This window comes from Acinetobacter sp. S40 (assembly GCF_016624705.1).
Taxonomy (GTDB): domain Bacteria; phylum Pseudomonadota; class Gammaproteobacteria; order Pseudomonadales; family Moraxellaceae; genus Acinetobacter.
This window is the reverse complement of sequence record NZ_JACVTU010000012.1, coordinates 1-24,563: the sequence shown is the minus strand read 5'-3', so window position 1 is coordinate 24,563 and position 24,563 is coordinate 1. Positions and strand designations below refer to the sequence as shown.

The following is a 24,563-nucleotide window of genomic DNA, read 5'->3' as shown; positions in this document are numbered from 1 at the left end:
TTATGTCCGATTGGCCACCAAAACCACAAAATGAACCATCGAATAGCAATAATAAGGCTGGACAGGAATGGCAAATTTTGGAAAAAGCTGTTCTTGCGTCTGTAGAAGAACAACGTCGTGCCAGACGCTGGGGTATTTTTTTTAAACTACTGACTTTTGCTTATCTGATTTTTATCTTTATTCTTTTAGGGCGTGGCTGTTCAACTGTAGATACCAATACTACAAGCTCAACTTCAACTGCACATCTGGCGATTGTCAATATTATTGGCACCATTGATTCTGGTAATCAATCGGTCAATAGTGAAGATACTAATAAAGCTTTAAAGCGAGCATTTGATGCAAAATCAAGTAAAGCAGTTGTTTTAAATATTAACTCGCCTGGTGGTTCGCCTGTTCAATCAGATGAAATTTGGCAACAAATTCGCTATTTAAAACAGCAGCATACAGATAAAAAAGTTTATGCTGTGATTGGCGATATGGGAGCGTCGGGTGCTTATTATATTGCTTCTGCGGCAGATGAAATTATTGTGAATCCATCAAGTCTAGTGGGTTCCATTGGGGTCATTATGCCAAATTATGGTATTAACGGACTTGCTCAAAAACTGGGGATTGAAGACCGTACCATGACGTCTGGTTCTAATAAAGATATTCTTAGCATGACCAAACCAATCAATCCTCAGCAACGTGAACATATTCAGGCTTTATTGGATAATGTACATCAGCATTTTATTGATGCGGTAAAACAAGGTCGTGGTAAACGTCTGCAATCAGATGATCCTGCAATTTTCTCAGGTTTATTCTGGACAGGTGAACAAGCGATTAAGTTAGGTGTTGCTGACCGTACAGGTAACATTGATAGTTTGATGCGCGAGCTAAAACTTGATACTAAAGTAAACTATACGATTGAACGCAGTCCATTTGAGTCTTTGGTTGGGCGTATGGGTTCACAAATAGGTCAGGGAATTAGCCAGTCGATTTCTCAGCAATTGCAGACGGAACAACAGGCGCAATTCAAGTAATTGAGTTCGTAACTATGATATCTGATAAACCATTAATCCACTTTGCGCACGCCAACGGCGTGCCTTCTAAAGTCTATCAAAAACTCTTTGATGCACTCAAAGATGATTATGACATCATTTATGTGCCTCTGATTGGGCCGGATAAACGTTATCCGATTACCAATCACTGGCCAAATTTAGTAGATCAAATCGTCGACAGCATTGTGCAACAGGCTCAGGGACGCAAAGTAATTGGTTTGGGACATTCTCTTGGCTCAGTTTTGACGTTAATGGCATCTTATCAACGTCCTGAGCTCTTCTCGCAAGTAATTATGTTGGATCCGCCGTTGATTTTGGGCAAATATTCATTTGCTTTTCATCTGGCAAAATTGGTCAGTCCGAAGTATGTAGATAAAATGACACCCGCGGGTTTGTCTGCGCGTCGACGAGATCATTGGGCATCTAAAGAACAAGCAGCTGAACTATTACGACCAAAAGGCTTTTATCAGCATTTTGACGCAGATTGTTTTCAGGCCTATATCGATTATGGGCTCAGTTCAGATCCTGCACGTGGTGGCGTAACTCTTACGATTCCTAAAGCAGATGAAGTCGAAATCTTTCGTCAAAATCCATCTTGGTGGTGGTTAACTCCACGGCATGCTCCCCATGTACCTGTACATTTGGTGGTTGGAGAAACCAGTAACTTTCTAGAGCGTGGTTTTCCACAAAAAGCCAGAAAAACTTTAGGCATTCCTTATACTGTAGTCAGTGGTGGACATATGTTCCCATTGGAGCATCCATTATCGACTTCGGATCAGATCAAAAAACTGATTGCAGCACAAGCTCAACAAAAAAGCGCGTAATTAACGCGCTTTTTCTAACCAGAATTTAGTCTGCTTAAATCTGACAAAACTGTACTGGCTTTAAAAGAGGCTGACCTTTATACACGGCCTGACCTGCTCGATATTGAATCGTTTGTGTACAAATCCATTCTACTACTTGCGGATAAATCGTATGCTCGAGTTCATGTACACGGTTTGCTAAAGTCTTGGAGTTATCATGCTGGCTAACTCTAAGTATACCTTGCAACAGAGCAGGGCCTGCATCGAGTTCTGCTGTAACATAATGAACCGTACAGCCATGAAACATATCACCTGTATTTAAAACTCGCTGATGGGTATGCATGCCTTTATAAAGAGGTAACAGGGAAGGATGAATATTAATCATTTTCCCTTCCCAAGCCCGTACAAACTTTTCACTTAAGATACGCATAAAGCCCGCGAGTACCACAAGGTCTATATCCCATGCTAGAAGTTGTTGATGCATCGCATCATCAAAAACTTCGCGGTTGGGATAGGCCTTATGCTCAATCACACAGGTTTCGATCGCCGCTTTTTTAGCTCGTTCCAATGCATACGCATCTGATTTATTGGAAATAACGCCGATAATTTTCCCTGATAATTGTTTGCCCAGTTGGGCATCAATCAAAGCTTGTAAATTACTGCCATTTCCTGAAACAAGTACCGCAATTTTCATCATGCAAAAATCACACGAATTTTTTCGTCAGCACCTTCAACAGATTCCGCATTGTCCTGAATATGACCAATTTTCCATGCTTTTTCACCAAGTGAGTTAAGCACTTGAATAGTTTTTTCAGCTTCAGCAGCATCTACCGCAATTACCATGCCTACACCACAGTTGAACGTGCGATACATTTCAAACCGTTCTACATTGCCTTCACGCTGCAGGAGTTTAAACAGTTCTGGCCATTCCCATGATGCTTCATCAATCACCGCTTGAGCGCCGTTTGGAAGTACACGTGGTAAATTACCTGGTAAACCACCGCCAGTAATATGCGCCATTGCATGAACATCAACTTGTTTGCAGAGTTCGAGCACAGGTTTAACGTAGATTCGAGTAGGTTCCATTGCTACATCAGCCAATGAGCGACCATCAATTTGTTGAGTCAAATCAACATTTTTAACATCAAGAATTTTACGCAGCAGTGAGTAACCATTTGAATGTGCACCGCTTGAAGCGATACCAATCAAAATATCTCCCGCTTTTACTTTGGAACCATCAATAATTTTACTGTGCTCAACTACACCCACTGCAAAACCAGCTAGATCGTAGTCCTCACCTTCATACATACCTGGCATTTCAGCAGTTTCACCACCGACAAGCGCGCAACCTGCAAGTTCACAGCCTTGACCAATACCTGTGACAACATCCGCTGCAACATCAACATTTAAATGGCCTGTTGCATAATAGTCGAGGAAGAATAATGGTTCTGCACCACAGACCAATAGATCATTGACACACATGGCAACCAGATCTTGGCCAATGGTGTCATGACGATTGAGGTTAAGTGCTAAACGTAATTTTGTACCTACGCCATCTGTACCAGAGACTAAAACTGGTTCTTCATAGCCTTTAGGAATTTTGCAAAGTGCGCCAAAGCCGCCAAGACCGCCCATGACTTCAGGACGAGTGGTGCGTTTTGCGACTGATTTGATACGATCGACCAGTGCGTCGCCCGCTTCAATGTCGACGCCCGCATCTTTATAGCTTAAACCAGTATTTGGGGTAGAAGTTGAGTTGCTCATAGTGAAGTCTCCGCATTGGCGGCAGATTATAACCTGAATATACGAAACTCTTATGTTATTTATGCTTGAAAATGCTATCTTTAACGAAATATTTTTGCATCTATAATGAATACATTAAAAAAAGGCTAGATTTTATGCAAGATCGTACGCTTCGCCGTATCTTCATCCTAGCAGGTATCGCATTTTTACTTTGGGTACTTTATTTACTTAAACCCGTTGTGATTCCATTTATTGGCGCTTTTTTAATTGCGTACCTGTTTAGTCCATTGGTGGAGAAACTATCAAGAATCGGTTTACCACGCTGGTTATCTATTAGTATCGTTTTTATCGGTATTGGTGTTTTACTTACCTTGGCAATCTGGTACGTGGTTCCACTGGTATGGCAACAATTGATCTATGCCCGTGACAGTATTCCTGCCGGGATTCATTGGGTCAATGCGACTTTCTTACCTTGGGTTTCACATACTTTTAATGTTGAACGTATGGAGATCGACACGGATCAAATTTCAACAGTAGTGATGGAATATATTCAGACCAATTATAGTGCTGATAGTATTCAAACTATGGCCTTGAGACTCGCACAGTCTGGTTTAAATTTTATTCAGATCGGCGGCACAATTGTGCTGATTCCTGTTATTGCATTCTATTTCCTATTGGATTGGGAGAGGATGTTAAGTAGCTTACATCGACTTATTCCAAAACCGTATGAACAAAGTACTATGCGTATTGTCAGGGAATGTCATAGTGTTTTAGGTGCTTTCGTCAAAGGCCAGTTTTTAGTGATGTTGCTATTAGGAATCGTCTATGCGGTTGGCTTGCAACTTATTGGTCTCGAAGTCGGTCTTATTATTGGTATGGTCGCTGGACTTGCCAGTATTATTCCTTATTTGGGTTTTGCGGTGGGTATAATTGCTGCAATCATCGCGACACTATTTCAGTTTGGTGTCGATTGGATGCAACTTGTTCTGGTCGGTATTGTATTTATGATTGGTCAGGCGGTTGAAGGTTATATCCTGCAACCTTTTCTGCTGGGTGATAAAATTGGACTGTCACCTGTTGCTGTTGTTTTTGCTGTTTTGGCGGGGGCGCAGTTGGCAGGCTTTTTAGGTATGTTGATTGCATTACCCGTCGCTGCTGTCATTGTAGTTTTACTACGCCATGTACGCGAAGCTTATGAACATAGTCAATTGTATGGTGATCAAGCTATTTTGGTACAACATGGTGGTGCTGAACATATTAGTGTAGAAACTGAAAGCGTTGATCTTGATATTGAAATCAAAAAACCGCAAGATACTGATGTGCCAAACGATTCTCCACCTAAATAGCCATGAGGTTGCTCACGAGGTTTATGACATAGTATGCGTCAACTACAGTTGAATATTGAACCTCAACTCGATGCTCGGATTAGTGATTTTTCTGGGCCAGGTTGGGGACATGTTGTTGATGCCGTCCGTCAGTTACATGCAGGATTAGTTAACCGCTTTTATATTTATGGCGGTGCTGGTTCTGGAAAAAGTCACCTACTTTCTGCAATTTGCGATTCTTATCTGGAAATAGGGAAATCTGCAATAAAAGTTTCTTTACTTGAGCTTCTGGATGCACCGATTGAAGCCATTACTTCACTTGAGCGTTATGATTTGGTTGCTTTGGATGATATCGAGGCGATTAGTGGTGTGCCACATTGGCAACGAGCAGTTTTCCATCTCATTAATTATAATAATGAAGTTGGCGGTCAACTGGTATTTTCATCGCGTGTTGCTCCAATTGAACTTAAACTTGAACTTCCAGATTTACAATCACGATTAACTCAGGCGGTCAGTGTTAAAGTACCCAATGGTAGTCTTTACGCAGACCGTGAAGCATTGGTTTTATCTACTGTGGCGCGTCGCGGTTTGCATTTTGATCCGCAAATAATTGAATATTTGCTATTGCATGGACCCCATCAAGCCTCTTTACTATTACAAACATTGGCACAGCTTGAAAAATTGCTTAAGGGTGAGAAAACTAAGCTTTCGAATGCCACCTTAAAGCAAATATATGCCTTGATTGATGAGTATCGTTAGTCACGTGAAAAATCTTGAGTAATTACTCAAGCTATGCGAAAGTACGCAAATTAACTCAAAAGTTGCTAGGAATTGGTGACTTTAAAAAAATAATGAAAATGGAAATAAAGGAGAAAGGTATGCTCAAGCGGGGTATAGGCGTTGGGCTGTTGTTCGTTGCTGGTCATGCATATAGTGCAGGCGAAATTATAGTCAACACAACAGCAGACGAAGTTAAGAACGACAATCTCTGTTCTTTGCGCGAAGCAATTGAGTATATCAATCAGGGAATGCCAGAAGCAGGATATAATGGATGTGGCGGTGAAGACTCCACTGCTGTTGTTTTGCTGGAAAAACAAAAAACCTATGAATTAAATAGTCAAATCAAGATACAAAAAGCCCTTCAGCTTAAAACAACCTACGATACCGATGTTTCAAATAATCAGTATGGAAAGAATAATGCCACCATTAAAATGGTCGGTAATGATCGAATCTTTTATGTTTATGATGATAATAGTGAGTCCGCTCAGTATAGCGTTTCATTGATTGAAGTAAATCTGGACGGTAACCCAGAAAGTACAGTGAATAATGGTGGTTTGATTTTTAACCGTGAAACTTTAAATCTGCAATACGTTAAACTGACAAATGGTCATGCCAGTGTCAATGGTGGGGCGATTTATAATGAAGGAGTTTCTACGGATACTAATGTAGGTTATGTGACTGCTTCAAATGTAATTTTTCAAAATAATACCGCACCTCAGGGAGCAGTGATCTATAGTGAATTACCTTATTTTAATATTTATCAAACAGTAATTCGTGACAACAAAGCAACTTCATCTACTTTGCCCACATTAATTTACTCAGCAATAGCATTTGATGATGATTCAACGAGTGCAAATGCTAGTTCTCGTTATTTTGGGCTTAAAAACAGTACTATTTTTAGTAATACTGGCTATATCACCAATGTACGTGATGGAATGATTGTAAACAATATTACTATGATACGTAATAGCATGGGATTGTATTTACAGGGGCCAAAAGGTGATGCCTATGTTTCCAACAGTATCATTGTTGAAAATGGTTCAAAAAACTGTGTCTTTGCAGCGGATGATAAAACGAATCTCATTAACAATCTGACCAATACCAGTATGGCTGATTGTGGTAGCGGTACCGCGACTGATCCAAATGTCAATGTGGCGAACAATAAGTTGTTGGCAGGTGAACTGGAAGGTAAATGTGATGCTGCACCAGCAGACGGTTTACTGTGTCCATATTACACCCCTGAAAATCAATTTCTAGGTTTTTTCAAGCCACGACTTTTAATGTCTTATAAAACACTGGCTGATTCTCTAATTGTCAATCGTGGCCGTGTTCTCAGTAACGGGACAAATATCACAAGTCTTTCAAGCTGTGAAGCGAGTGATCAACGTGGTAAGACACGTAGTACCAAAGAACTGTGTGATATTGGTGCGATTGAATTGGTGATTGATGCTGATTCTATTTCTCCTGTCGGGCAGGATATTCTCTATGGAGAAACTGCTAAGTTTTCAATTGCAGATCAGTTAGCGGATGGCGAACTTCTTCCTGCAAGTGAATGTGAAGGTTTATTAGGTAAAAGAGACGATGGTAAAGCATGGCAGGCAGGTTGTTTGCAAATTGTACAGACCAATACTCCATCTAAAGGCACATTAACACTGGATCAAGAAGGGAATATAACTTATGTGCCAAACGGAAACTGGCATGGTTCAGATGAATTTAAACTTCGCATCATGACCACGATTACACGATTCAGTGATTCGGTAGGAAGTCAATATATCGATATTCCTGCAAAAATTGTGCAGGATCCACCTAATGATTTTGAAAGTAAAAAAGTGAAAACCAGTGGTGGTAGCTTTGGATATGGGATGTTAATTGCTCTATTAGGACTGGTAGGGTTAAGACGTTTTAAAAAGTAAGGATAGGGATAAGTCATGAAAAATTATAAAAAAGGACTACTTACATTGATGGTATTGTCTGCTATGTCATTAATGGCGGCGGAAGATAAGACTATTTATGTAAATACTTTTGATGATATTGATGATCAAAGCAGCAGTAAATGTTCGCTTCGGATGGCAATGAAAGCTGCTGAATTGAATCGGTCTTATGGTGGATGTAGTGCAGGTAATACTGCGGCCTCAGCGATGGATTATATCCAACTTGAGGAGGGAGTCTATAAGCTAAATTCGGAGTTAGTTCCAGCTTCATCTATTTCTATTGTGGGGAAAATTCCACAAGATTATAGTAAGGTGGATGTCATCACCAATGATTATCCAGCCAAAACAGTTCTTAAAAGCATTATAGATGGTGAAAGTAAAACGCGTTTAATTAATACCAGCAACAGCAAAGTTTCTATTTCTATTAGTAATGTTCAGTTTCAAAACGGTAAAAATGCAGATCGAGGGGGTGCACTATATTTGGGTGCTGCAACAACATTGACGGGCGTATCTGTCCTAAACTCAACTGCAAGTCAAGGAGGAGCGATTTACCTTGAAGGAAATAACGCTGCCCTCACCATGACCAGTGGTATATATCAGAACAATAAAGCTGTTACTGGTTCTGTTCTAGCAATGAGTTGTAAAGATAATCTGGATTATAATAAACGTACATTTACGTTAACTAATAATAGTTTTATTCAAAATGGATCAAATGAAAGTAAAAGTACACTGGAGTTTTGTGGCGAGCCAACAGCAACTTTAACTGCCAATACAATTGCTCAAAACACTGCAAATGCGGCAAATGGTAGCATTATAAAATTTACAAGTGATCGATTGAATATCGAAGATGATGGTAAACTGAGTACTTCAAGTAGTCTGGTTTTAAATAGTAATACCATTGTCGAGAATACTGCTTTTAGTACTTTTTTATATGACAAGATTGGGACGAAAATATTAACTTTTAATGTTCTCGCATTTAACAGTAACCGTTCATGCCGCTATTTGCTTGGTGAAGCCAAGGACGAAAAGGATACGGGAGTTGGTCTGGCTTATAATGCGTTAAATTTAGTGGCGGGGGGTAACAGCCAGTGTGATGTTGCCAGTGAGGTATTACCAGAAGAACAGACCAATATTAATGTGGGTAATAACAATATTTCTACAGTATTAAGCCCATTACAAACTGCTTCTGAGTATACGAGTTTTCTTCCTGTTTACTTCCCTAAAGATAATCACACTGCAACAGATTTGGTTGATGTGGGTGCTGATGGATGCAGTACTCAAGATCAGCGAGGAATCAATCGTATTACCGATGGAACTCTAATTTTAAATCCAGCAGGAAGAAATAGTTGTGATATCGGCTCGACTGAAATCATGCGTTTGACGGCTGGAGATATTAATGGAATTGTAAATACTTCTCTGGTTGACTTAATTGCTAACTATCAAACCCAACTCGATTTCTTTAAAGATTTGGTGGCGAATAGCAGTACAAATCCAGACTTCCTACCTTACTATAATAAGCGGGTTAAAGAGTATGAAGATTTAATTAATTATACCAAAGCAAATGAAAAGTATCGTGCAGTCTATGTCGATCCATTTGCATTTAGCTTACCTGATGAAACTGAGCTAGCAGATGGTAGTCGCCAAATCCAGCATCTAACAACTGATACTTATGCGGTAAGTGTAACGCCAGTGGGCGTAGGTATGATCACAGGAAGTGGGGATACGGCTAAACTAGAATCTAAACCTGATGAAAATCTGAAATGTGAATGGAATGCTGACTTAAAACGAATCATGGTTTATCGTCTGGATGATGGTATTACGCAGGCAGGTGAATACAATTTCTGTGAATATACATTGACTATGAAAAATGCAGATGGTTCACTCAATACGAATAGAACGTCATCAGGACTAATGCAGGTTAATTTTGTCAATATTGCGCCGATCGCGACCGCTGATGAATATACTATTCAATATGGAACGGATCAGAAGATAAATGTAAATTTACTTGCCAACGATTCCGATGATGGTGACGGCCCTGTTTCTGCTATGACTACTAAGCCAAATAAGCCGGCTTTCTACCATAATTCTGAAGGTATCGAATTACCAATTCGTGTAACCACAGTTCCTTCTGGAGTTAGTATTACGCCTGAACGCAGTGGTCCTTGTCCATATCCTGACGAAAAAGAAACCTGTTATGGCGGTAATTTAACTATTCAGGTTAAGAATAATTTCAACGTATTTGATTATAAATTTAGTTATTTGATTTATGATGCGGATGAAACTAAGTCATCGGAAACAACGGTGACGCTGAAAAATACTGCATCTACCACAAACAATCAAAGTGGTAGTGGTGGTGGAAGTCTAGGTATCTTTACTGTACTAGGACTGATTGGATTGGTGCTTTATCGTCGTCGATCTTAATTTATAATCAAAAAAGAGAGGTTCAATTGAACCTCTCTTTTTTTATCAGCTCATTGAGTTATTCAAGAAGCTTTGTTGTTTAAAAACAAAATTATTTTTTGGTTTCCAATTGTGGGACTGCTGAACCTTGACCAATAGATAACAAGCCTGTATTGGTATAAATACCTAATTTTGCACGTGTATCCGTGATATCTAGATTACGCATTGTCAATTGACCAATACGATCCATAGGTGTAAACGTTGAATCACCTTTTTCCATAGTTAAACGCTCTGCTTCATAAGTGAGGTTTGGAGATTCAGTATTCATGATCGTGTAATCATTACCACGACGAAGCTCAAGTGTTACAGTACCAGTAATTGCCTTTGCTACCCAGCGTTGAGCAGTTTCACGTAACATAAGCGCTTGTGAGTCAAACCAGCGACCTTGATAAAGTAGACGTCCTAAACGTAATCCGTTGATGCGATATTGTTCAATGGTATCTTCATTATGAATACCAGTGACTAAACGCTCATACGCAATATGTAAAAGAGCCATACCTGGTGCTTCATAAATACCGCGAGATTTGGCTTCAATAATACGGTTTTCAATTTGATCCGACATCCCTAAACCATGGCGACCACCAATACGGTTGGCTTCAAGAATGAATTCAACAGGATCCTCGATACGTTGGCCGTTTAAAGCGACTGGCATCCCTTCTTCAAAGGTTACAGAAACTGATTCTGGTTGAATTTCAACATCATCTTTCCAGAAAGCAACGCCCATAATTGGATCAACGATTTTGATGCCTGCATTCAGATATTCAAGGTCTTTAGCTTCATGTGTTGCACCCAGCATATTTGAATCAGTTGAATATGCTTTTTCTTTTGACATTTTATAGTCAAAGCCATTGTCAATCAGGAACTGTGACATTTCGGCACGGCCACCCAGTTCATCAATAAACTGTTGGTCTAACCACGGTTTATAGATTTTTAAGCTTGGATTAGTCAGCAAACCATAACGATAGAAACGTTCAATATCATTGCCTTTATAAGTAGAGCCATCGCCCCAGATATTGACATCATCTTCTTTCATAGCCGTGACTAACATGGTTCCTGTCACAGCACGACCTAATGGAGTCGTGTTGAAGTAGGGAACACCACCAGTACTGATATGAAATGCGCCACATTGAATCGCTGCGATCCCTTCTAAAGCAAGTTGTAAACGGCAGTCGATCAAACGGGCTTTTACTGCACCATACTGTTCAGCTTTCTTTGGAATAGCGTCATAGTCATCTTCATCAGGCTGGCCCAGATTTGCAGTATATGCATAAGGTTCTGCGCCTTTTTGTTTCATCCACAATAAAGCTGCTGAAGTATCCAGACCACCAGAGAAGGCAATCCCCACTTTTTTGCCTACTGGTACATGCTGCAAAATGGTTGCGTTATCAGTCATTGCTAATCCTAACTAACATTTGTAAAAAGACCCAAACCGACGGTCTTGAGAATTCAGAATGGCAGATATTGTAGCACTTTTTTATTTTATTTTTTCGGATCGTTCAATATCCATCCTGAAAAATACAAAATCTATATCGATATCTTGATACGATCTAAATTTTTCAATTCAGCTGTTAGGCGACCCTAACCTGAGTGAACGCCTGAGTATTTTGCAGAGAATCATTTAATCCAATAAATTGCTTTTCAATTGGGGTAAATACATGATCACTTCGAGCGATCAAATATAAGCCAATATCTCGATATTGCTCAGGTGTTTCTCGATAATATTGAATCTTAAATTTTTCAATCAATGATTTGGCCAGCATGGAGATTCCCATGCCTAACTGGGTAAAATGAATCAAAGCTTCATGATCATAAATATGAGTCAGTTCACCCTTACTTAAACCATAGTCTGCATAAATTTTATCGAGCGTTGTTGCATAACAACATTCTTCAGAAGCCAGTAAAATATTTTGATGATTCAAACAATCTTCAAGACTTTCATGATTGATTATATTTTTGCCGATGATTACCAATTGATCCTCAGCTTTTTGAATATACTGAAGATTTTTTTGTTTAGGATGACCAAGCACATACGCAATATCGAGGTTTCCCGCTAATATTTCTTCCTCAATATACCCTGTCGCTCCTGTTTTCATGGTAATGGACAGGTCAGGGTAGGCTTGATAAAGCTGATTAAATGATGGATAGAAACGCATTCCACCTAAACTGGTATTGGTTCCAAAGCGTAAATTATTTTCCTGTTGGTAAATTTTATGTTCGGTTTCTTCCCAAGTAAAAATCATTTTTTTATACTGGTTATATAAATTTAATCCTGACTCGGTCAACTCAACCCCTTTGGGTTTACGAATAAAAAGTTGTCGTTTGTAATGATTTTCAATTTTTTTGATTTTGGCAGTCATGTTGGACTGTAAATAATTGAGCTTATGCGCTGCGGCAGTAATACTTTTTAACTCGGCAACCGTGACAAATGACCTGATATCGCTAATGTCAATATTCATAAATAAGCCTCAATCGTTAAAAAAATCCAATTTTAAAAAGAAACGGGTATTCCTCTTTAAAAAAGACATTAAAAAAAATGATGTATCTATTAAAACATAGCATTATTCATGATGTCATTTGTTTTATACACTATCATTCTATTCTTTGATTTGTTGAGAGAAGCTCGTGAATATTCGGGTCATCAGTGCTATCGCATTGTTATGTCTGGTTTGGGGGTCTTTATGGGGACTCGTTAAACATAGCTTACAGGTTTTTCCACCCTTTCTCTTTATCTCTACACGATTGATTTTAGCGGCTTTGACTCTAATTTTGGTGCAGTTTGTTCTCAAAAAATCAATTTTGCCTATGTGTGGTGAGTGGAAACCTTTGATAATTTTAAGTGCACTGGTATGTTTGGGTTTTTATGCAACACAAACTTTTGCCATGCAATTTGTAGACTCAGGTCTATCTGCTGTTTTGGTTTTTACCATGCCGATTTTCATTGGGGTATTAGCACATTACTTTCTAAACGAGCGGTTAAACAAACAGAAAGTTTTGGGTCTTATTTTAGGTACGTTTGGGCTGATTGCGATTTTGTGGCCACAATTATGGCATTTGAGTCTTAATTTATCTTTGATTGGACAAGGGTTTCTCATCGGATCTGGTTTTTTCTGGGCAATGGCAACTGTTTATATCAAAAGAAATTTTGCGACTTATGACAAAATTAAGCTGACGATCTGGCAGCTTTTAATGGGTGGAATTGCTATTTTTATTGGGGCTTTAGCATTTGAATCAGTGGATTTAGGGGTTTGGAAAAATCCTTTAAATGAATCCCTATTGTTCTACATCGCCGTGGTGGGAACAGGATTTGCTTTTGTACTATGGAACTGGATTGTGAGTCAGGTTGATACCTTTATCGCTTCAATTTCAATTATGTGCATTCCTGTTCTGAGTCTGTTGTTTGGTGCTTTAGTTTGGCATGAGCCATTGACTGTTAATATCTTAATCGGTGCTGCATTGATCTGTTTAGGAATTGTCATGAGTTCTTTAAAGCTAAGGTCAAAAAAAGCACATTTGGCCTATTCTCCTAAACACTTTCAATGAAAAACATGATTCCGACTGACTTAATTTGGATGAATGCTTTAATATTTTTTAAACATGATCAGCCATATTTAATATGGCTTTTTTTGTATTTTTCATGCGTAAATAAAGTTCAATAAAAACATTCAAGACCTTTTGTGTACACCAGAATAATAACTCTGTGAGCCAAGTTGAAATGTATTTGATGATGTGTACCTGAGTTTTAATTTGGTCATCATTTGATGAGAAAAATAAGCTATGCTTTATGCCTAATTGACAATTTCAACACCTAAAAAAAGACAACAGGCCATCCCAACCTGACAAAAAAGTATTAAAGTATTATGCAACAAGTTGCACCGCCAAATTCAACAAGGATTTCCTATGACTAGCTATGCACATATTCTAAAACCTTTACATTTGGGTTTTACCACAATTAAAAATCGTGTTGTGATGGGGTCTATGCATACGGGGTTAGAAGACCGTTTTTATAATTATCCAAAATTAGCTGCTTATTTTGGGGAAAGGGCAAAAGGTGGTGTGGGCTTAATTATCACTGGAGGGATTTCACCGAACCGTCAGGGATGGTTATTACCTGCGGGTGGAACTATGAATTCACTGGCAGACATTCCGCATCATCGACTCGTGACTCATGCGGTGCATAAACATGGCGGCAAGATTTTGATGCAAATTTTGCATGCGGGTCGTTATGGATATCAGCCCTTTGTTGTATCTGCAAGTGCGATTAAGTCACCTATTTCTCCATTTAAACCTCGTCAGATGTCGGAAAAGAACATCCTTGAAACTATTGAAGATTATGCACGTTGTGCCAACCTTTCAAAAAAAGCAGGTTATGATGGTGTTGAAATCATGGGATCTGAAGGTTATTTGCTGAATCAGTTTTTGAGTTGCCATGTGAACCAGCGGACTGACCGTTGGGGTGGCTCAGTCGAAAACCGCATGCGCTTTGCAATTGAGATTGTTAAGGCTATTCGAGAAAAAGTTGGTGAAAAATTTATCATTAGCTTTCGATTATCCATGCTTGATTTAGTGCATGACGGTAACACTATGCAGGAAGTGATTAGGATTGCTCAGGCGTTAGAAAAAGTAGGGGTTACAGTTCTAAATACGGGTATTGGCTGGCATGAAGCACGTGTACCCACAATCGTAACTTCGGTGCCACGCGCAGCCTTTGTTGATTACACAGCTTATGTCAAACAACATGTTTCGATTCCTGTGATTGCATCCAATCGTATAAATATGCCTGACACCGCCGAAGAAATTTTGGCAACAGGTAAAGCGGATATGGTGCAAATGGCGCGACCATTATTAGCTGATGCTTTTTGGGTCACCAAAGTAGCAACCAATCGTGTAGATGAAATTAATACCTGTATTGCGTGTAATCAGGCTTGTCTGGATCATACCTTTAAAAATAAAAGAGCAACTTGTTTAGTTAATCCACGTGCCGCCTATGAAACAGAATTGGTATATGTAAAAACTAAACAACCCAAAAAAATAGCAGTGGTAGGCGGTGGTGTTGCAGGCATGTCTGCTGCTACAGTCGCAGCGAGTCGCGGTCATGAAGTCACTTTGTTTGAAGCTGCTTCGGAGATAGGCGGTCAATTTAATTTAGCTAAAGTTGTACCTGGGAAAGAAGAATTCCACGAAACGATTCGTTATTTTAAAATTCAAATTGAAAAAACAGGGGTGGATTTACGCTTAAATACTCGAGTAAACCGTGAGCAATTGGAACGCGAAGGTTTTGATGAGGTGATTGTGGCTACAGGTGTGATTCCTCGGCAGCTAAAAATTGAAGGAAGCCATTTACCTCAAGTATTGTCATACGCAGAAGTGCTTAAAGGTGCTCCAGTAGGCGATAAAGTTGCAGTGATTGGTGCTGGAGGAATAGGTTTTGATGTTTCTGAGTTTTTATTAAAGCCACCTCATCAGCCTCAGCCACAACCCTTATCTGATTGGCAACGTGAATGGGGAATAGATCCTCAGCCAGATTATATGACAGAAGGGGGATTACAACCCGCGCAAGTTGAGCCACCTGTTCGTCAAATTTATTTATTACAACGTAAAACCACGCCACTGGGTATTGGGCTGGGTAAAACCTCTGGATGGGTTCATCGTGCACAATTGAAAAAACATGCTGTTCGTATGATGCGAGGTGTACAGTATAAAGCAGTCACGGACGAAGGTTTGTGGATAGAGCTGAATGGTCATGATCAACTATTGCGTGTAGATACTATTGTGGTATGTGCTGGCCAAGAGTCAATTAAAGATCTAATGCCAAACGAAAGGGAAATTACGCTTGCAAAGTATCATATTATTGGTGGTGCAAAGTTAGCAGCAGAACTTGATGCTAAACGCGCGATTAGAGAGGGTGCAGAACTGGCTGCCCAGCTTTAATTTTTGATGAAACAATATCCAATTGAATATAAACATTAAAATTTATCTTGAATAAAATGAAGTGTCTTTGTATTCTTACGCACATGGAAGCGTGGCAGAGCGGTTTAATGCACCGGTCTTGAAAACCGACGAGGGTGTGAGTCCTCCGTGAGTTCGAATCTCACCGCTTCCGCCAAATATCTGAAAGGGAATCAAATACATAGTTTGATTCCCTTTTTCTTTGGCACAATTTTGGCACTATTCGAAATTTTAGCAATCTCTTCTTTGTTTTTATCTGAATTAATCCACTTCGCATAACGCTTCATGAGCATCACCAAACTATGACCCAGTTGTGAAGCCACATAGACTGGATTAAGTCCATTCATTAAGCAAACAGTCGCATAAGTATGACGAGTGTTATAGGCAGGGCGGTAGCGTATGCCTTTCGCTTTCAATGCAGCCACAAACTTTTCACTCAATGATTTTTGCGTAGTAAATTCCTCACCAGTCTCGTCACAAATAAATACATGCTCGTATTTGAGATAAGTTAGTAATCTGAGTTGTTGGAATGCTTCAAATGCAAAATCATTCAAATCTACAAATCGGGCCTTATTGGTTTTAGTGGTTTCCTGCTGAACGCCGTTCACACGACCTTTATTGATGTGAATCTGCTTATTTAAAAAATCTACATCCTGCCAAGTGAGCGCGATAATTTCTGATGGACGGCAACCTGTCCAAAATGCCACCACAAAATACCAATACACAGTTGGGTAGTCTGCAAGATATTTCTCTCTTAACCAGTTCAGTATTCTTTCCCTTTCAATTTCATTAAATGGATCAGGTTCAGCTTCTTGAGTTTTCTGATTCTTCAATCGGTCACATGGATTCTTGTCAATAATTTCATCATCGTGCGCTAATTCGAATGCGCCACGTAATGGAATCAAAGCATCATTTCGAGTCTTCGCTGATGACCATTCACGCCCATTGACGGCGCTACGCAACATTTGGCTAGTGATCGTATTAATTGGCATGTCAGCAAATAACGGCATCCATAGCCTTTCTAGAATAGACAGATACTTTTGCTTTGTGCCTTGTCTATGATCTGAAAGGTTATAAAGGTATTCTTGGGCATACTGAGCAAATGTCGGGCCATGTGACGCTGGCAATGTTTCTTGCGCAGCATCAGCTTTTTTAATGGGCTTGACCGAGACCACTTCGATATCCTCGATTTTTAATATCCCGTATTTAGCCTTGTTTACAAAATCTTCTCTAATCTTAGCCGCCTTACTGAAGTTGGCTGGTGTGTCTGTGAGGTCGAGGGTGAACCACTCGCGTTTACCGTTCCATTTAAAATTAATTTGTATTTTTCCCGATCTTGCTCTTGTGCCTTTTGGTAGACCAGAACTGCTTGTTCGACCCATCTGTTATAACCTTTTAAGCTATATAAAATTTTACGATCAGAAACTTTTACCCAGACTTTTCCTTCCTCCCAGTGAGGTCTAAGGTTTTTTAGGTTAGAGATCTGTTCGCCCGTCAATTCACAAAACTTTTCAGCGGTGACCCAATCTACTAGTTCAAAATGTTTATTCATTGTTGAACCTCCGCAGTCTTATCCGAAAGTCTTGCTACATTTTTTGTATATCTAATAATGAATTTTATTAGATAAAGATCTTCAATCATTTTGACCTCTTCAATTTTTAATTCAGTTGAAGAAAGCCTTGTTGTCTTAAAACCATCATGTTGTTAATTAGGATCTGAAGAGTAAAACAAGTTTCTATAATTTGAAAGCTAGCATATTTTTTTATATAAAAATGATTTTGGTGTAAAAGATCAAAAAAAAGGTTTATTTCCTAAACTGGTTTTATGTTTATTATAATAGTAATTAGTCTTTTGTATGATCGAGGTTGCTTTTAAAATTTGAAATTTGGGTTTTAAACTTTAGGGTGATTGGTTTTTAATATTTAAAGGTCGTTTTTTATTTTTAGATAAATATTTCATTGGATTAAGATTAATTTATATTGAATTTTAATGCATAGTTTGTCTCTGTGGGATTATTTTTTACTAATTTTATAGATTTTTTATTGTTGAGATAATTTATTCAGTATTTTTTAACTAAGTTTATGTTTTTGAATTATATTTTATAATAATTTTCTTTGGATATTTATCCTTTGGTAAGGTTTTTTTAGTTATTCTTTGATGATTATAATACTCTTGATCTTTATAAAATTTAATATAACAATTAATAGTCTAAAGTACATTAAATATGATTTTAACCGTTCGAGCCAGATTACCCATGTACGTACAAAATCACAACAAAAGTTGTGATTTTGTACGAATGGGATCTGGTTGGCTTGCAGCCAAACCGCTACTTTTAATGGGGTGTTTTAAATTTTTAGAGTAACTATTTATTCTAAATAAAAATATTCTTATTTTTATCAAAAAACACTTTTTTTATTTTAAAAAGTATTATAGCTTAAAAATAGATTGATGGTTTTTTGGATATTTTATGGTGAGTGCAAATTTTGTTAATAAATCAAAAAGATTAAGTCGGCTTGAATTGCGTTTAAATGATTTAGAGCTAGATTTAATTAAAAAATCAGCAAAGATATTAAATAAAACCACAAGCGATTTTATTCGGTTTTCCGTGAATCACTATATTCAAAATATTTTGAATGTTGATCAATCTGCAATTCGTGAATCGCATGTCGTTGCCAAGCAAGTATCCCATCGCAGAGTGGAAGAAGATAGCAAAAGCATTGCATTCCAACTTGCAAAAATTGGCAATAATCTCAATCAGATTACCCGTGCAATTCACATTAGCAACAAAATCGGAAAGCCAATTGACTTGCTTTGAACTTATCTACTTGTCGAAGACTATTTAAAAAAAATCTATCAACTTTATCCACTTCCTTGTGCTCCGTCACTGCATCGTTCTGATGAAACTGTTCAGCGCCGACATCAGCATATTGAACAAAAATATCTCGCCGATTTATTGCGACAAATGCAAGTCGTTGGAGACGGTGAACTTGAATCAGTTTCAGACGCTGATCTTTCTGATGACCATATAGAAAATTAATTTTATTTCCTTTTTTATTTTAAACGGGAGAGCGGGTCATGTTGATTAAGATGTTGAGGCATGGAACGGGCAGTGCAGCACGTGCAGCAAGTTATGTGCTCGATGAAAAAGATCACATGAATATTGTCCGTCCGCATGTCGAAGTGCTCTGTGGTGATCCACATCTCTTTGCAAAAATTGCAGATAGCTCTCCTTTTAAACATAAATATACGTCTGCCGTGATTGCTTTTGCTGAAGAAGATCGACCGACCGATGTTGAAATAAAAGATGTCTTAAAACAGTTCGAAGCATTGGCTTTCAGCGGTCTTGAACCTGACCAATATCATATGACGGCTGTTCTGCATCAGGAACTCAACAGTTCAAAACATATTCATATACTTGTGCCGAGACTTGAACTCAGGTCAGGAAAAGCAATGAATATCGCACCTCCCGGCAGGTTCCAAAAGCATTTTCATACCTTGCAAGACAAGCTGAATTTCGAATACGGCTGGTCAGATCCGAATGATCCCGACCGTGCCCGATTCACAAAAAAAGGTCATGAGACATATTTGCATGCTACGCTGAAAAAGATTGGAAAAAATCGAGAGAATTATAAACAGTACATCGAAAACACTTATTTACAGCTTTTATCAATATCGTTGAAACAACTAGAAAAAAAACATGCTCAAGTAATTCCGTCCGAACTTTTAGTCAGAAACCGTGATGACTTTATGCAGTTTGTATTAAACAACAAGCTGGCAAGTGAAGTAGTCAAAATTCGAGAAAAACAGTTCAGCCTAGTTCCACCTTTCGGCAAAAAACCTATTTATTTTCAAGGAGAAATCTATGAAAAACAATTAAACATCGAAAAATGTTCAAGAACAATTCGAGAGCGTATCAAATCTCTTGAACAAGTTCGAACAGCAGATCGAGAACGTGGAAACGATGAGCAGCGAACAGTTAATCAGATTTCAAAATACACTCGAACGCCTAGTGCACAACTTAGAGATCGAGCAGAACAAGCTTTACAAGGAGCTCGACAAGCAAGAGCAGATTACAACAGACAGCGTTATGCGACTTTTACAGCACAAGAAGAACGAGACCCAGATTTTAATCGAAGGATTGAAATCATATCGAGGAGACTTGAAGCAGAATATCAGCAATATTCAAATGACGCTGTTATCGCATCTCAACGAAATCAATACGATAATGCAAAAGCATCTTCAGCAGAGCAAAGTCCAACTACAACAAACGATCGAAGACAATCAGAATCTGATCAAAACCCAGATTCAGAACAATACTCAGGAAGTCTCACAAATATTAGAAGACCAGAAGGAACAGTTGCAACAGCAAGTAGATCAGGCATTAACTCAGTCGATCACTTACAACCCGAAATTGATTCTAAAAATGTTCATTCTCATGGCGCTTGGAATGTGGCTGCTGAATATTTTAACAATATTACCCGCGAACTATTATTTCACACAGCCGATCTTAACCAAAAACGAGACCGAAATTTTGTCGGACGGCAGGGGCAATCGTTTCCGAGCAATTACTTCTCCGAAATGGATCGATTGCAATACTCTGAATTTGAACAAAAAAATGGTTCATCCGACGGAACCGAATATTCATCTGACATTTCCATGCATCGTGGAGAAATAAGTCATGAAAGAACAGCAACAAACGACTATTCAACACCACAACGGCAGCGACACACAGCAGATGATTTTGGATTTACTCGAACAAATGAGTTTAGCTTTGACGCCATCCTCGCTGAGTACTATGCAAGGCTTGCAAGAAAACGTCGAGAAGATGAAAAAAAGGCTCAGCGTGATCGAGCATTACGAGCAGAGCAACAGAGACGATATGAACAAGATCTTGAAAATCTTAGGCTTCAGCAGTTCGTCAGACTTGAGCCAAGCCGAGATCAGTTTATTTCAGAATATTGGATTGATGATCAGAGAGTTACAATCGAGACAGGAAAAATTAGACAAATTGGAGCAACAACAGCAGTTACAGCATCAGAAAGAGCAGCGATTGCAACAGCAGAGCATGTTATGCGCTTCACAGATCAACAAACTACAGCTCTTAACAACCAACTTGATCAAGCGCTTCGACGTACTAGAGAAGCAGGAGACAAATTTACAATTGCAATGCCAGCAACAAATCAAGAATTTAAACGAGATGATGCTGAACTGCACTCAGAATATGAACAGTTTAAACAACATATGCGTCGACTTAGAGAACAAGCAGACTCAGATCAAGAGCATGCAGCATCAATGCAACAGCAATACCAATATGATAGAGAGCATTCAGCAGAACTTACAGCAACAATACTGCAACTTGCAAAGCTCGTTGAAGAAGTTGTCAGGTTGATGATGAGCTTAATTGCCGCCATGCTTGGGCGGCAATATAACATTCAACGTCAACCAGAAGTTGAAGCTAAGCAACAGAAATCAAATGACTCTGGTCCTGAATTTTAAGCAATCACTTTTAAACATAAGAGTTGTATTTATTTTAGCGTTGCTACTGTCACTGATTGCATTCAACGTTATTTCTGTTTAATCGATAATCACGCAGTGGATTTATAGAGTGCACAGTAGCAAGCTAAAAATTCATTAATAATTAAGCGAGTTAAATAGAACGGATTCCCAAAACACGTTGTGCCCGTTCAATCATCTTTTGACGTTGGTGCATTCGGAATGCCCACAATGAAGATAAATTACTCTTTTGATTGAGTTTGGCAACTTCAAGAATTTGTTTATCAGTCATTTTATGCATACACTGACGAATGATTTGATGTGCTTGTTCAAGCTCGTTGAGCAAGGAATTTGCAGTATCAACCGCAATATAAAGATTTGCCAATGTTTGGCGTTGAGGGTTTGAAATAGATTTGCCTAATTCAACGATAAGTTGACCAGCCTGTTTTTTTGGTGTGCACGTATTTGCCCCACGAAGAATTGCATTCATAGTTGTTTCTCTCTGATAAGTTTAAATACTTACCAACATCACTTTCCTACGGTGATGGTGGCAGCTCGACAGGAGTAGGAAATACCGTTCAGAGAGTACGGCCAGCATGAAGCTGTCCTGTCAAGCCGCCATAATGACTGCTAAACAGTAGGCAAAAAAATAGCCGCTAAGCGACTTCTATTTTACCGCTCTCTGATAATATCAGGTTCCTACGCCTGAACACAGATTTTGCTGTGTAGAATTAGCTTAGCTGGATATACCTTAACCTGTCAACAATATAGTTTGATCTTTTTACATATCTTAACATTTAATAATTGATTGAATATGCTGAAGAAATTTTGAATTTCTGACGGCTGGAAAACAGTTTATTAAAAGTATATAGGGACGGCTATGTCAGCCCAATATTTATTCTTATACATATTTTAGACTTATCAATAGAATTAAAATAACCATCTTGATGGGTTGAATTTTACTTAAGCAAAAATCCACTCATTAACTTAAATTTTCCGTGTGAATTGATTGTCCAGATTTTAATATTTGAAAAATTGACTAAATCGCTAGATAAAATTAATATGGGCTCGCTGGCCTACATTGCCAGCGGGTTTTAGCAGACCCTTCGTAAACAAAGAAAGAATGTAAAGTTTGACTTTATATTCTGCTGTACCCACTCGTCCCTCTTTTCTCTATGGTAGGGCGGAAGGGGGACGTCTTTGTACGTGCTGGTTTCTTTGTTTACCAGTCTGCTAACCCTCTTTCGTTCTGCCACCATTATTTAGCAGTAACTGGTAGAACTTCTTTTTAAACAAAGGAGCTTCTTATGCTGTATCTATCTTTTCTTATTTGTGCCTCGCCACCTGTTCAATCTTGTTGTGTTTTCAACAAGGATTATACGGCTAATTTAATTTTTAGGCTGTATTAAAAACTTTTAACAAGAACAATCCAACGGTGGATGGCTAAATCACGCCTATAAAAAATAAAACTTTTTATATCTGCTGGTGATTGTGAATTGCATTGAACATGCGGGAAACAACCATGACTGAATTAACGAAACCTAAAATTATTCCAATCGAAAACCGTCCTCAAAAATCCAAGTTATTTTTAAAATGTGTTGTGCTGCCGATTGTAATCTTTCTGATCGTCGCCAAACTCTTTTCCTTTGGTGCTTTCGGCTATATCTTCTTTGGCTTTGACTTGTTCTGGTTTGTGATCATTTACTACCTCTATGAATATGGAAATACCTACTTTGATGGAATGACCGAACAACTGAGACGTCAGGGTGAAACCTTTAATTATCAAAACCGTGGCGTCTGGATTAACAGCAAGGACAAAACCATCATACTGTTTGATCAGCCGGATCAGCGCTTAGTCAAATATCCTTTTGACTACATCACTTCTGTTGGACATTACAATCTGGTTGAAGATCGTTTTAGAACCACGACCACGGTGATCAGTAACCCAATGATGGGAACCCATGTTAATCAACAAGTGCATCGGACACCGATGAAACGAGAGTTTCAAGTCAATATAGGAACACGGGGTCAATTTAAACCAAATTACAGCCTTAAAGTGCTGTTTCCTTGGCGTAGTCCAAAAATGGCTAGTGAAATTCGTCAATTATTATCGGCTGATCATTATCAATAACAACAATAAAAAATTTAAGGCAGTCAATCATGATGATTTCAAAATCGTTTATGCCATCTGTGCTGATGATGGCAATCAGCACAGTCATGCTCGGATGTGGAGGCGGTGGTTCGGGAGGAGAGTCCAGTTCATCCAATGGTGGTGGAACGGAAAATCCTAATAATGGCAATACAATCCCTAAGCCCGTGACCTGTGCTGAAATCCAATATCTGGAAGAGGGCACATGTAGAAATAAGGTAGTACAAAATATTCAGTCACTACCATTCAGTACGCTGATTCAAGGTCAACGCTATCCATTATCGCTGCAAACAGATCAAGGTCTAGTAGTAACGTTTAGCAGTAACACACCCAACATCTGTAGTGTAAGTGGCGGTGAACTTAAAGCGCATAAAGTCGGTCAGTGTAATCTGGTATTGACACAGGCAGGGACAGCAAAAGTTCGAGCATTGAATAACAGCATGACCGTCAATGTGACGTGTGCCGCGGAGCAATATTTAGAAAATAATGTGTGTGTCAATAAACTCAAACAAACCATTACCCCACTTAAAATAAAATACATCCTGACGGAGAGTCTGTATTCACTGGATACTGAATCCAGTGCCAAACTGCCTGTCATGATTAGCAGCCTTTCTTCATCAACCTGTACTTATTCTAATGGTGAACTCAAGGGGGTTGGTGCAGGAGTATGTACCCTTAAACTCTCCCAAGAGGGTGATACCAAAACATTGGCAGCAGCCAGTCAGACCATCAGTTTTGATGTGTTTAAAGCTTCATCTATGAGTGATGCACCCGATATCAACAACTGTTATGCAGGCAAGCTCAGTGAAAAGTTTAGAAATGAATTCTTAAATGAGCTCAATACGGTTCGTGCCTTGCATGGGTTGCCAAGTATTACATATGACTATGCCCGTGAA

Annotated in this window: 17 protein-coding genes, 1 tRNA gene and 2 pseudogenes; 13 read left to right on the top strand and 7 right to left on the bottom strand. The window is 38.8% G+C overall.

Translation table 11 applies throughout. The features are described from left to right. The first annotated feature begins 2 nt into the window (after positions 1-2). Together sppA and IAE19_RS13100 are read left to right on the top strand one after the other, a co-directional pair. Positions 3-1,019 carry a signal peptide peptidase SppA gene (gene sppA / locus IAE19_RS13105; RefSeq protein ID WP_200461363.1) on the top strand — a complete coding sequence of 339 codons (1,017 nt, stop codon included), beginning with the start codon at positions 3-5 and terminating at the stop codon, positions 1,017-1,019. Positions 1,020-1,036: 17 nt separating this feature from the next. Then, on the top strand, positions 1,037-1,861 hold the full coding sequence (locus IAE19_RS13100; protein ID WP_200461413.1) for an alpha/beta fold hydrolase: 825 nt from the start codon (positions 1,037-1,039) through the stop codon (positions 1,859-1,861). Between the two features lie 34 nt (positions 1,862-1,895). On the opposite strand, the gene purN is transcribed toward IAE19_RS13100, so the two are convergent. Then, positions 1,896-2,537: a phosphoribosylglycinamide formyltransferase gene (gene purN, locus IAE19_RS13095; RefSeq protein WP_200461362.1), complete on the bottom strand. Its 642-nt coding sequence runs from the start codon at positions 2,535-2,537 to the stop codon at positions 1,896-1,898. Continuing rightward, positions 2,534-3,604, bottom strand: coding sequence for a phosphoribosylformylglycinamidine cyclo-ligase (gene purM / locus IAE19_RS13090; RefSeq protein ID WP_200461361.1), 1,071 nt, complete (start codon positions 3,602-3,604; stop codon positions 2,534-2,536). The genes purN and purM overlap by 4 nt, the downstream gene beginning before the upstream one ends. Positions 3,605-3,738: 134 nt before the next feature. Here purM and cxpE point away from each other — a divergent pair, with 134 nt between their 5' ends. The 4 genes from cxpE (at position 3,739) to IAE19_RS13070 (ending at position 10,040) form a co-directional block, all read left to right on the top strand. Further along, a complete protein-coding gene (gene cxpE / locus IAE19_RS13085) occupies positions 3,739-4,929 on the top strand; it encodes a chloramphenicol efflux transporter CxpE (RefSeq protein WP_200461360.1) in 1,191 nt (396 codons plus the stop codon). A 33-nt stretch (positions 4,930-4,962) separates the two neighbouring features. Next, positions 4,963-5,667: a DnaA regulatory inactivator Hda gene (hda, locus tag IAE19_RS13080; RefSeq protein WP_200461359.1), complete on the top strand. Its 705-nt coding sequence runs from the start codon at positions 4,963-4,965 to the stop codon at positions 5,665-5,667. A 119-nt stretch (positions 5,668-5,786) separates the two neighbouring features. Then, a complete protein-coding gene (rbtA, locus tag IAE19_RS13075) occupies positions 5,787-7,601 on the top strand; it encodes a rhombotarget A (RefSeq protein WP_200461358.1) in 1,815 nt (604 codons plus the stop codon). A gap of 15 nt (positions 7,602-7,616) precedes the next feature. Continuing rightward, complete coding sequence (locus IAE19_RS13070) at positions 7,617-10,040, top strand: CSLREA domain-containing protein (RefSeq protein ID WP_200461357.1); 2,424 nt, start codon at positions 7,617-7,619, stop codon at positions 10,038-10,040. Positions 10,041-10,131: 91 nt separating this feature from the next. On the opposite strand, the gene argG is transcribed toward IAE19_RS13070, so the two are convergent. Next, positions 10,132-11,472, bottom strand: coding sequence for an argininosuccinate synthase (gene argG, locus IAE19_RS13065; RefSeq protein ID WP_200461356.1), 1,341 nt, complete (start codon positions 11,470-11,472; stop codon positions 10,132-10,134). A 175-nt stretch (positions 11,473-11,647) separates the two neighbouring features. Further along, positions 11,648-12,535, bottom strand: coding sequence for a LysR family transcriptional regulator (locus tag IAE19_RS13060; RefSeq protein WP_200461355.1), 888 nt, complete (start codon positions 12,533-12,535; stop codon positions 11,648-11,650). Between the two features lie 166 nt (positions 12,536-12,701). On the opposite strand from IAE19_RS13060, the gene IAE19_RS13055 reads away from it, so the two are divergent. The 3 genes from IAE19_RS13055 to IAE19_RS13045 all read left to right on the top strand — a co-directional run bounded on the left by IAE19_RS13055 (position 12,702) and on the right by IAE19_RS13045 (position 16,182). Beyond that, entirely contained in the window at positions 12,702-13,619 is a 918-nt protein-coding gene (locus IAE19_RS13055; protein WP_200461354.1) for a DMT family transporter, read from the top strand. 357 nt (positions 13,620-13,976) lie between these two features. Next, positions 13,977-16,007 (top strand): NADPH-dependent 2,4-dienoyl-CoA reductase, encoded by a 2,031-nt coding sequence (locus IAE19_RS13050; protein ID WP_200461353.1) that lies wholly within the window; start codon positions 13,977-13,979, stop codon positions 16,005-16,007. A gap of 85 nt (positions 16,008-16,092) precedes the next feature. Continuing rightward, a tRNA-Ser gene (locus IAE19_RS13045) sits at positions 16,093-16,182 on the top strand. A 16-nt stretch (positions 16,183-16,198) separates the two neighbouring features. Here the strand turns inward: IAE19_RS13045 and IAE19_RS13040 are convergent. Next, positions 16,199-17,350, bottom strand: a complete 1,152-nt coding sequence (locus IAE19_RS13040; RefSeq protein WP_320159425.1) for a site-specific integrase — start codon at positions 17,348-17,350, stop codon at positions 16,199-16,201. After that, positions 17,242-17,577: a hypothetical protein gene (locus IAE19_RS16785; protein WP_320159424.1), complete on the bottom strand. Its 336-nt coding sequence runs from the start codon at positions 17,575-17,577 to the stop codon at positions 17,242-17,244. Before IAE19_RS16785 ends, IAE19_RS13040 begins: the two co-directional genes overlap by 109 nt. Before the next feature lie 915 nt (positions 17,578-18,492). Here IAE19_RS16785 and mobC point away from each other — a divergent pair. Next, positions 18,493-19,062: pseudogene (gene mobC / locus IAE19_RS13035) on the top strand (plasmid mobilization relaxosome protein MobC). A gap of 38 nt (positions 19,063-19,100) precedes the next feature. Continuing rightward, a complete protein-coding gene (locus tag IAE19_RS13030) occupies positions 19,101-21,521 on the top strand; it encodes a MobA family protein (RefSeq protein WP_200461351.1) in 2,421 nt (806 codons plus the stop codon). A gap of 151 nt (positions 21,522-21,672) precedes the next feature. Here IAE19_RS13030 and IAE19_RS13025 read toward each other — a convergent pair whose 3' ends face one another. Then, the gene (locus tag IAE19_RS13025; protein ID WP_200461350.1) at positions 21,673-22,008 is read right to left on the bottom strand and encodes a hypothetical protein; all 336 of its coding nucleotides are present in this window, start codon (positions 22,006-22,008) and stop codon (positions 21,673-21,675) included. Between the two features lie 1,032 nt (positions 22,009-23,040). Between IAE19_RS13025 and IAE19_RS13020 the strand changes: the two genes are divergently transcribed. Then, a complete protein-coding gene (locus IAE19_RS13020; protein WP_200461349.1) occupies positions 23,041-23,649 on the top strand; it encodes a hypothetical protein in 609 nt (202 codons plus the stop codon). A 29-nt stretch (positions 23,650-23,678) separates the two neighbouring features. Then, positions 23,679-24,563 (top strand): annotated as a pseudogene (locus IAE19_RS13015) (CAP domain-containing protein); the annotation flags it as partial.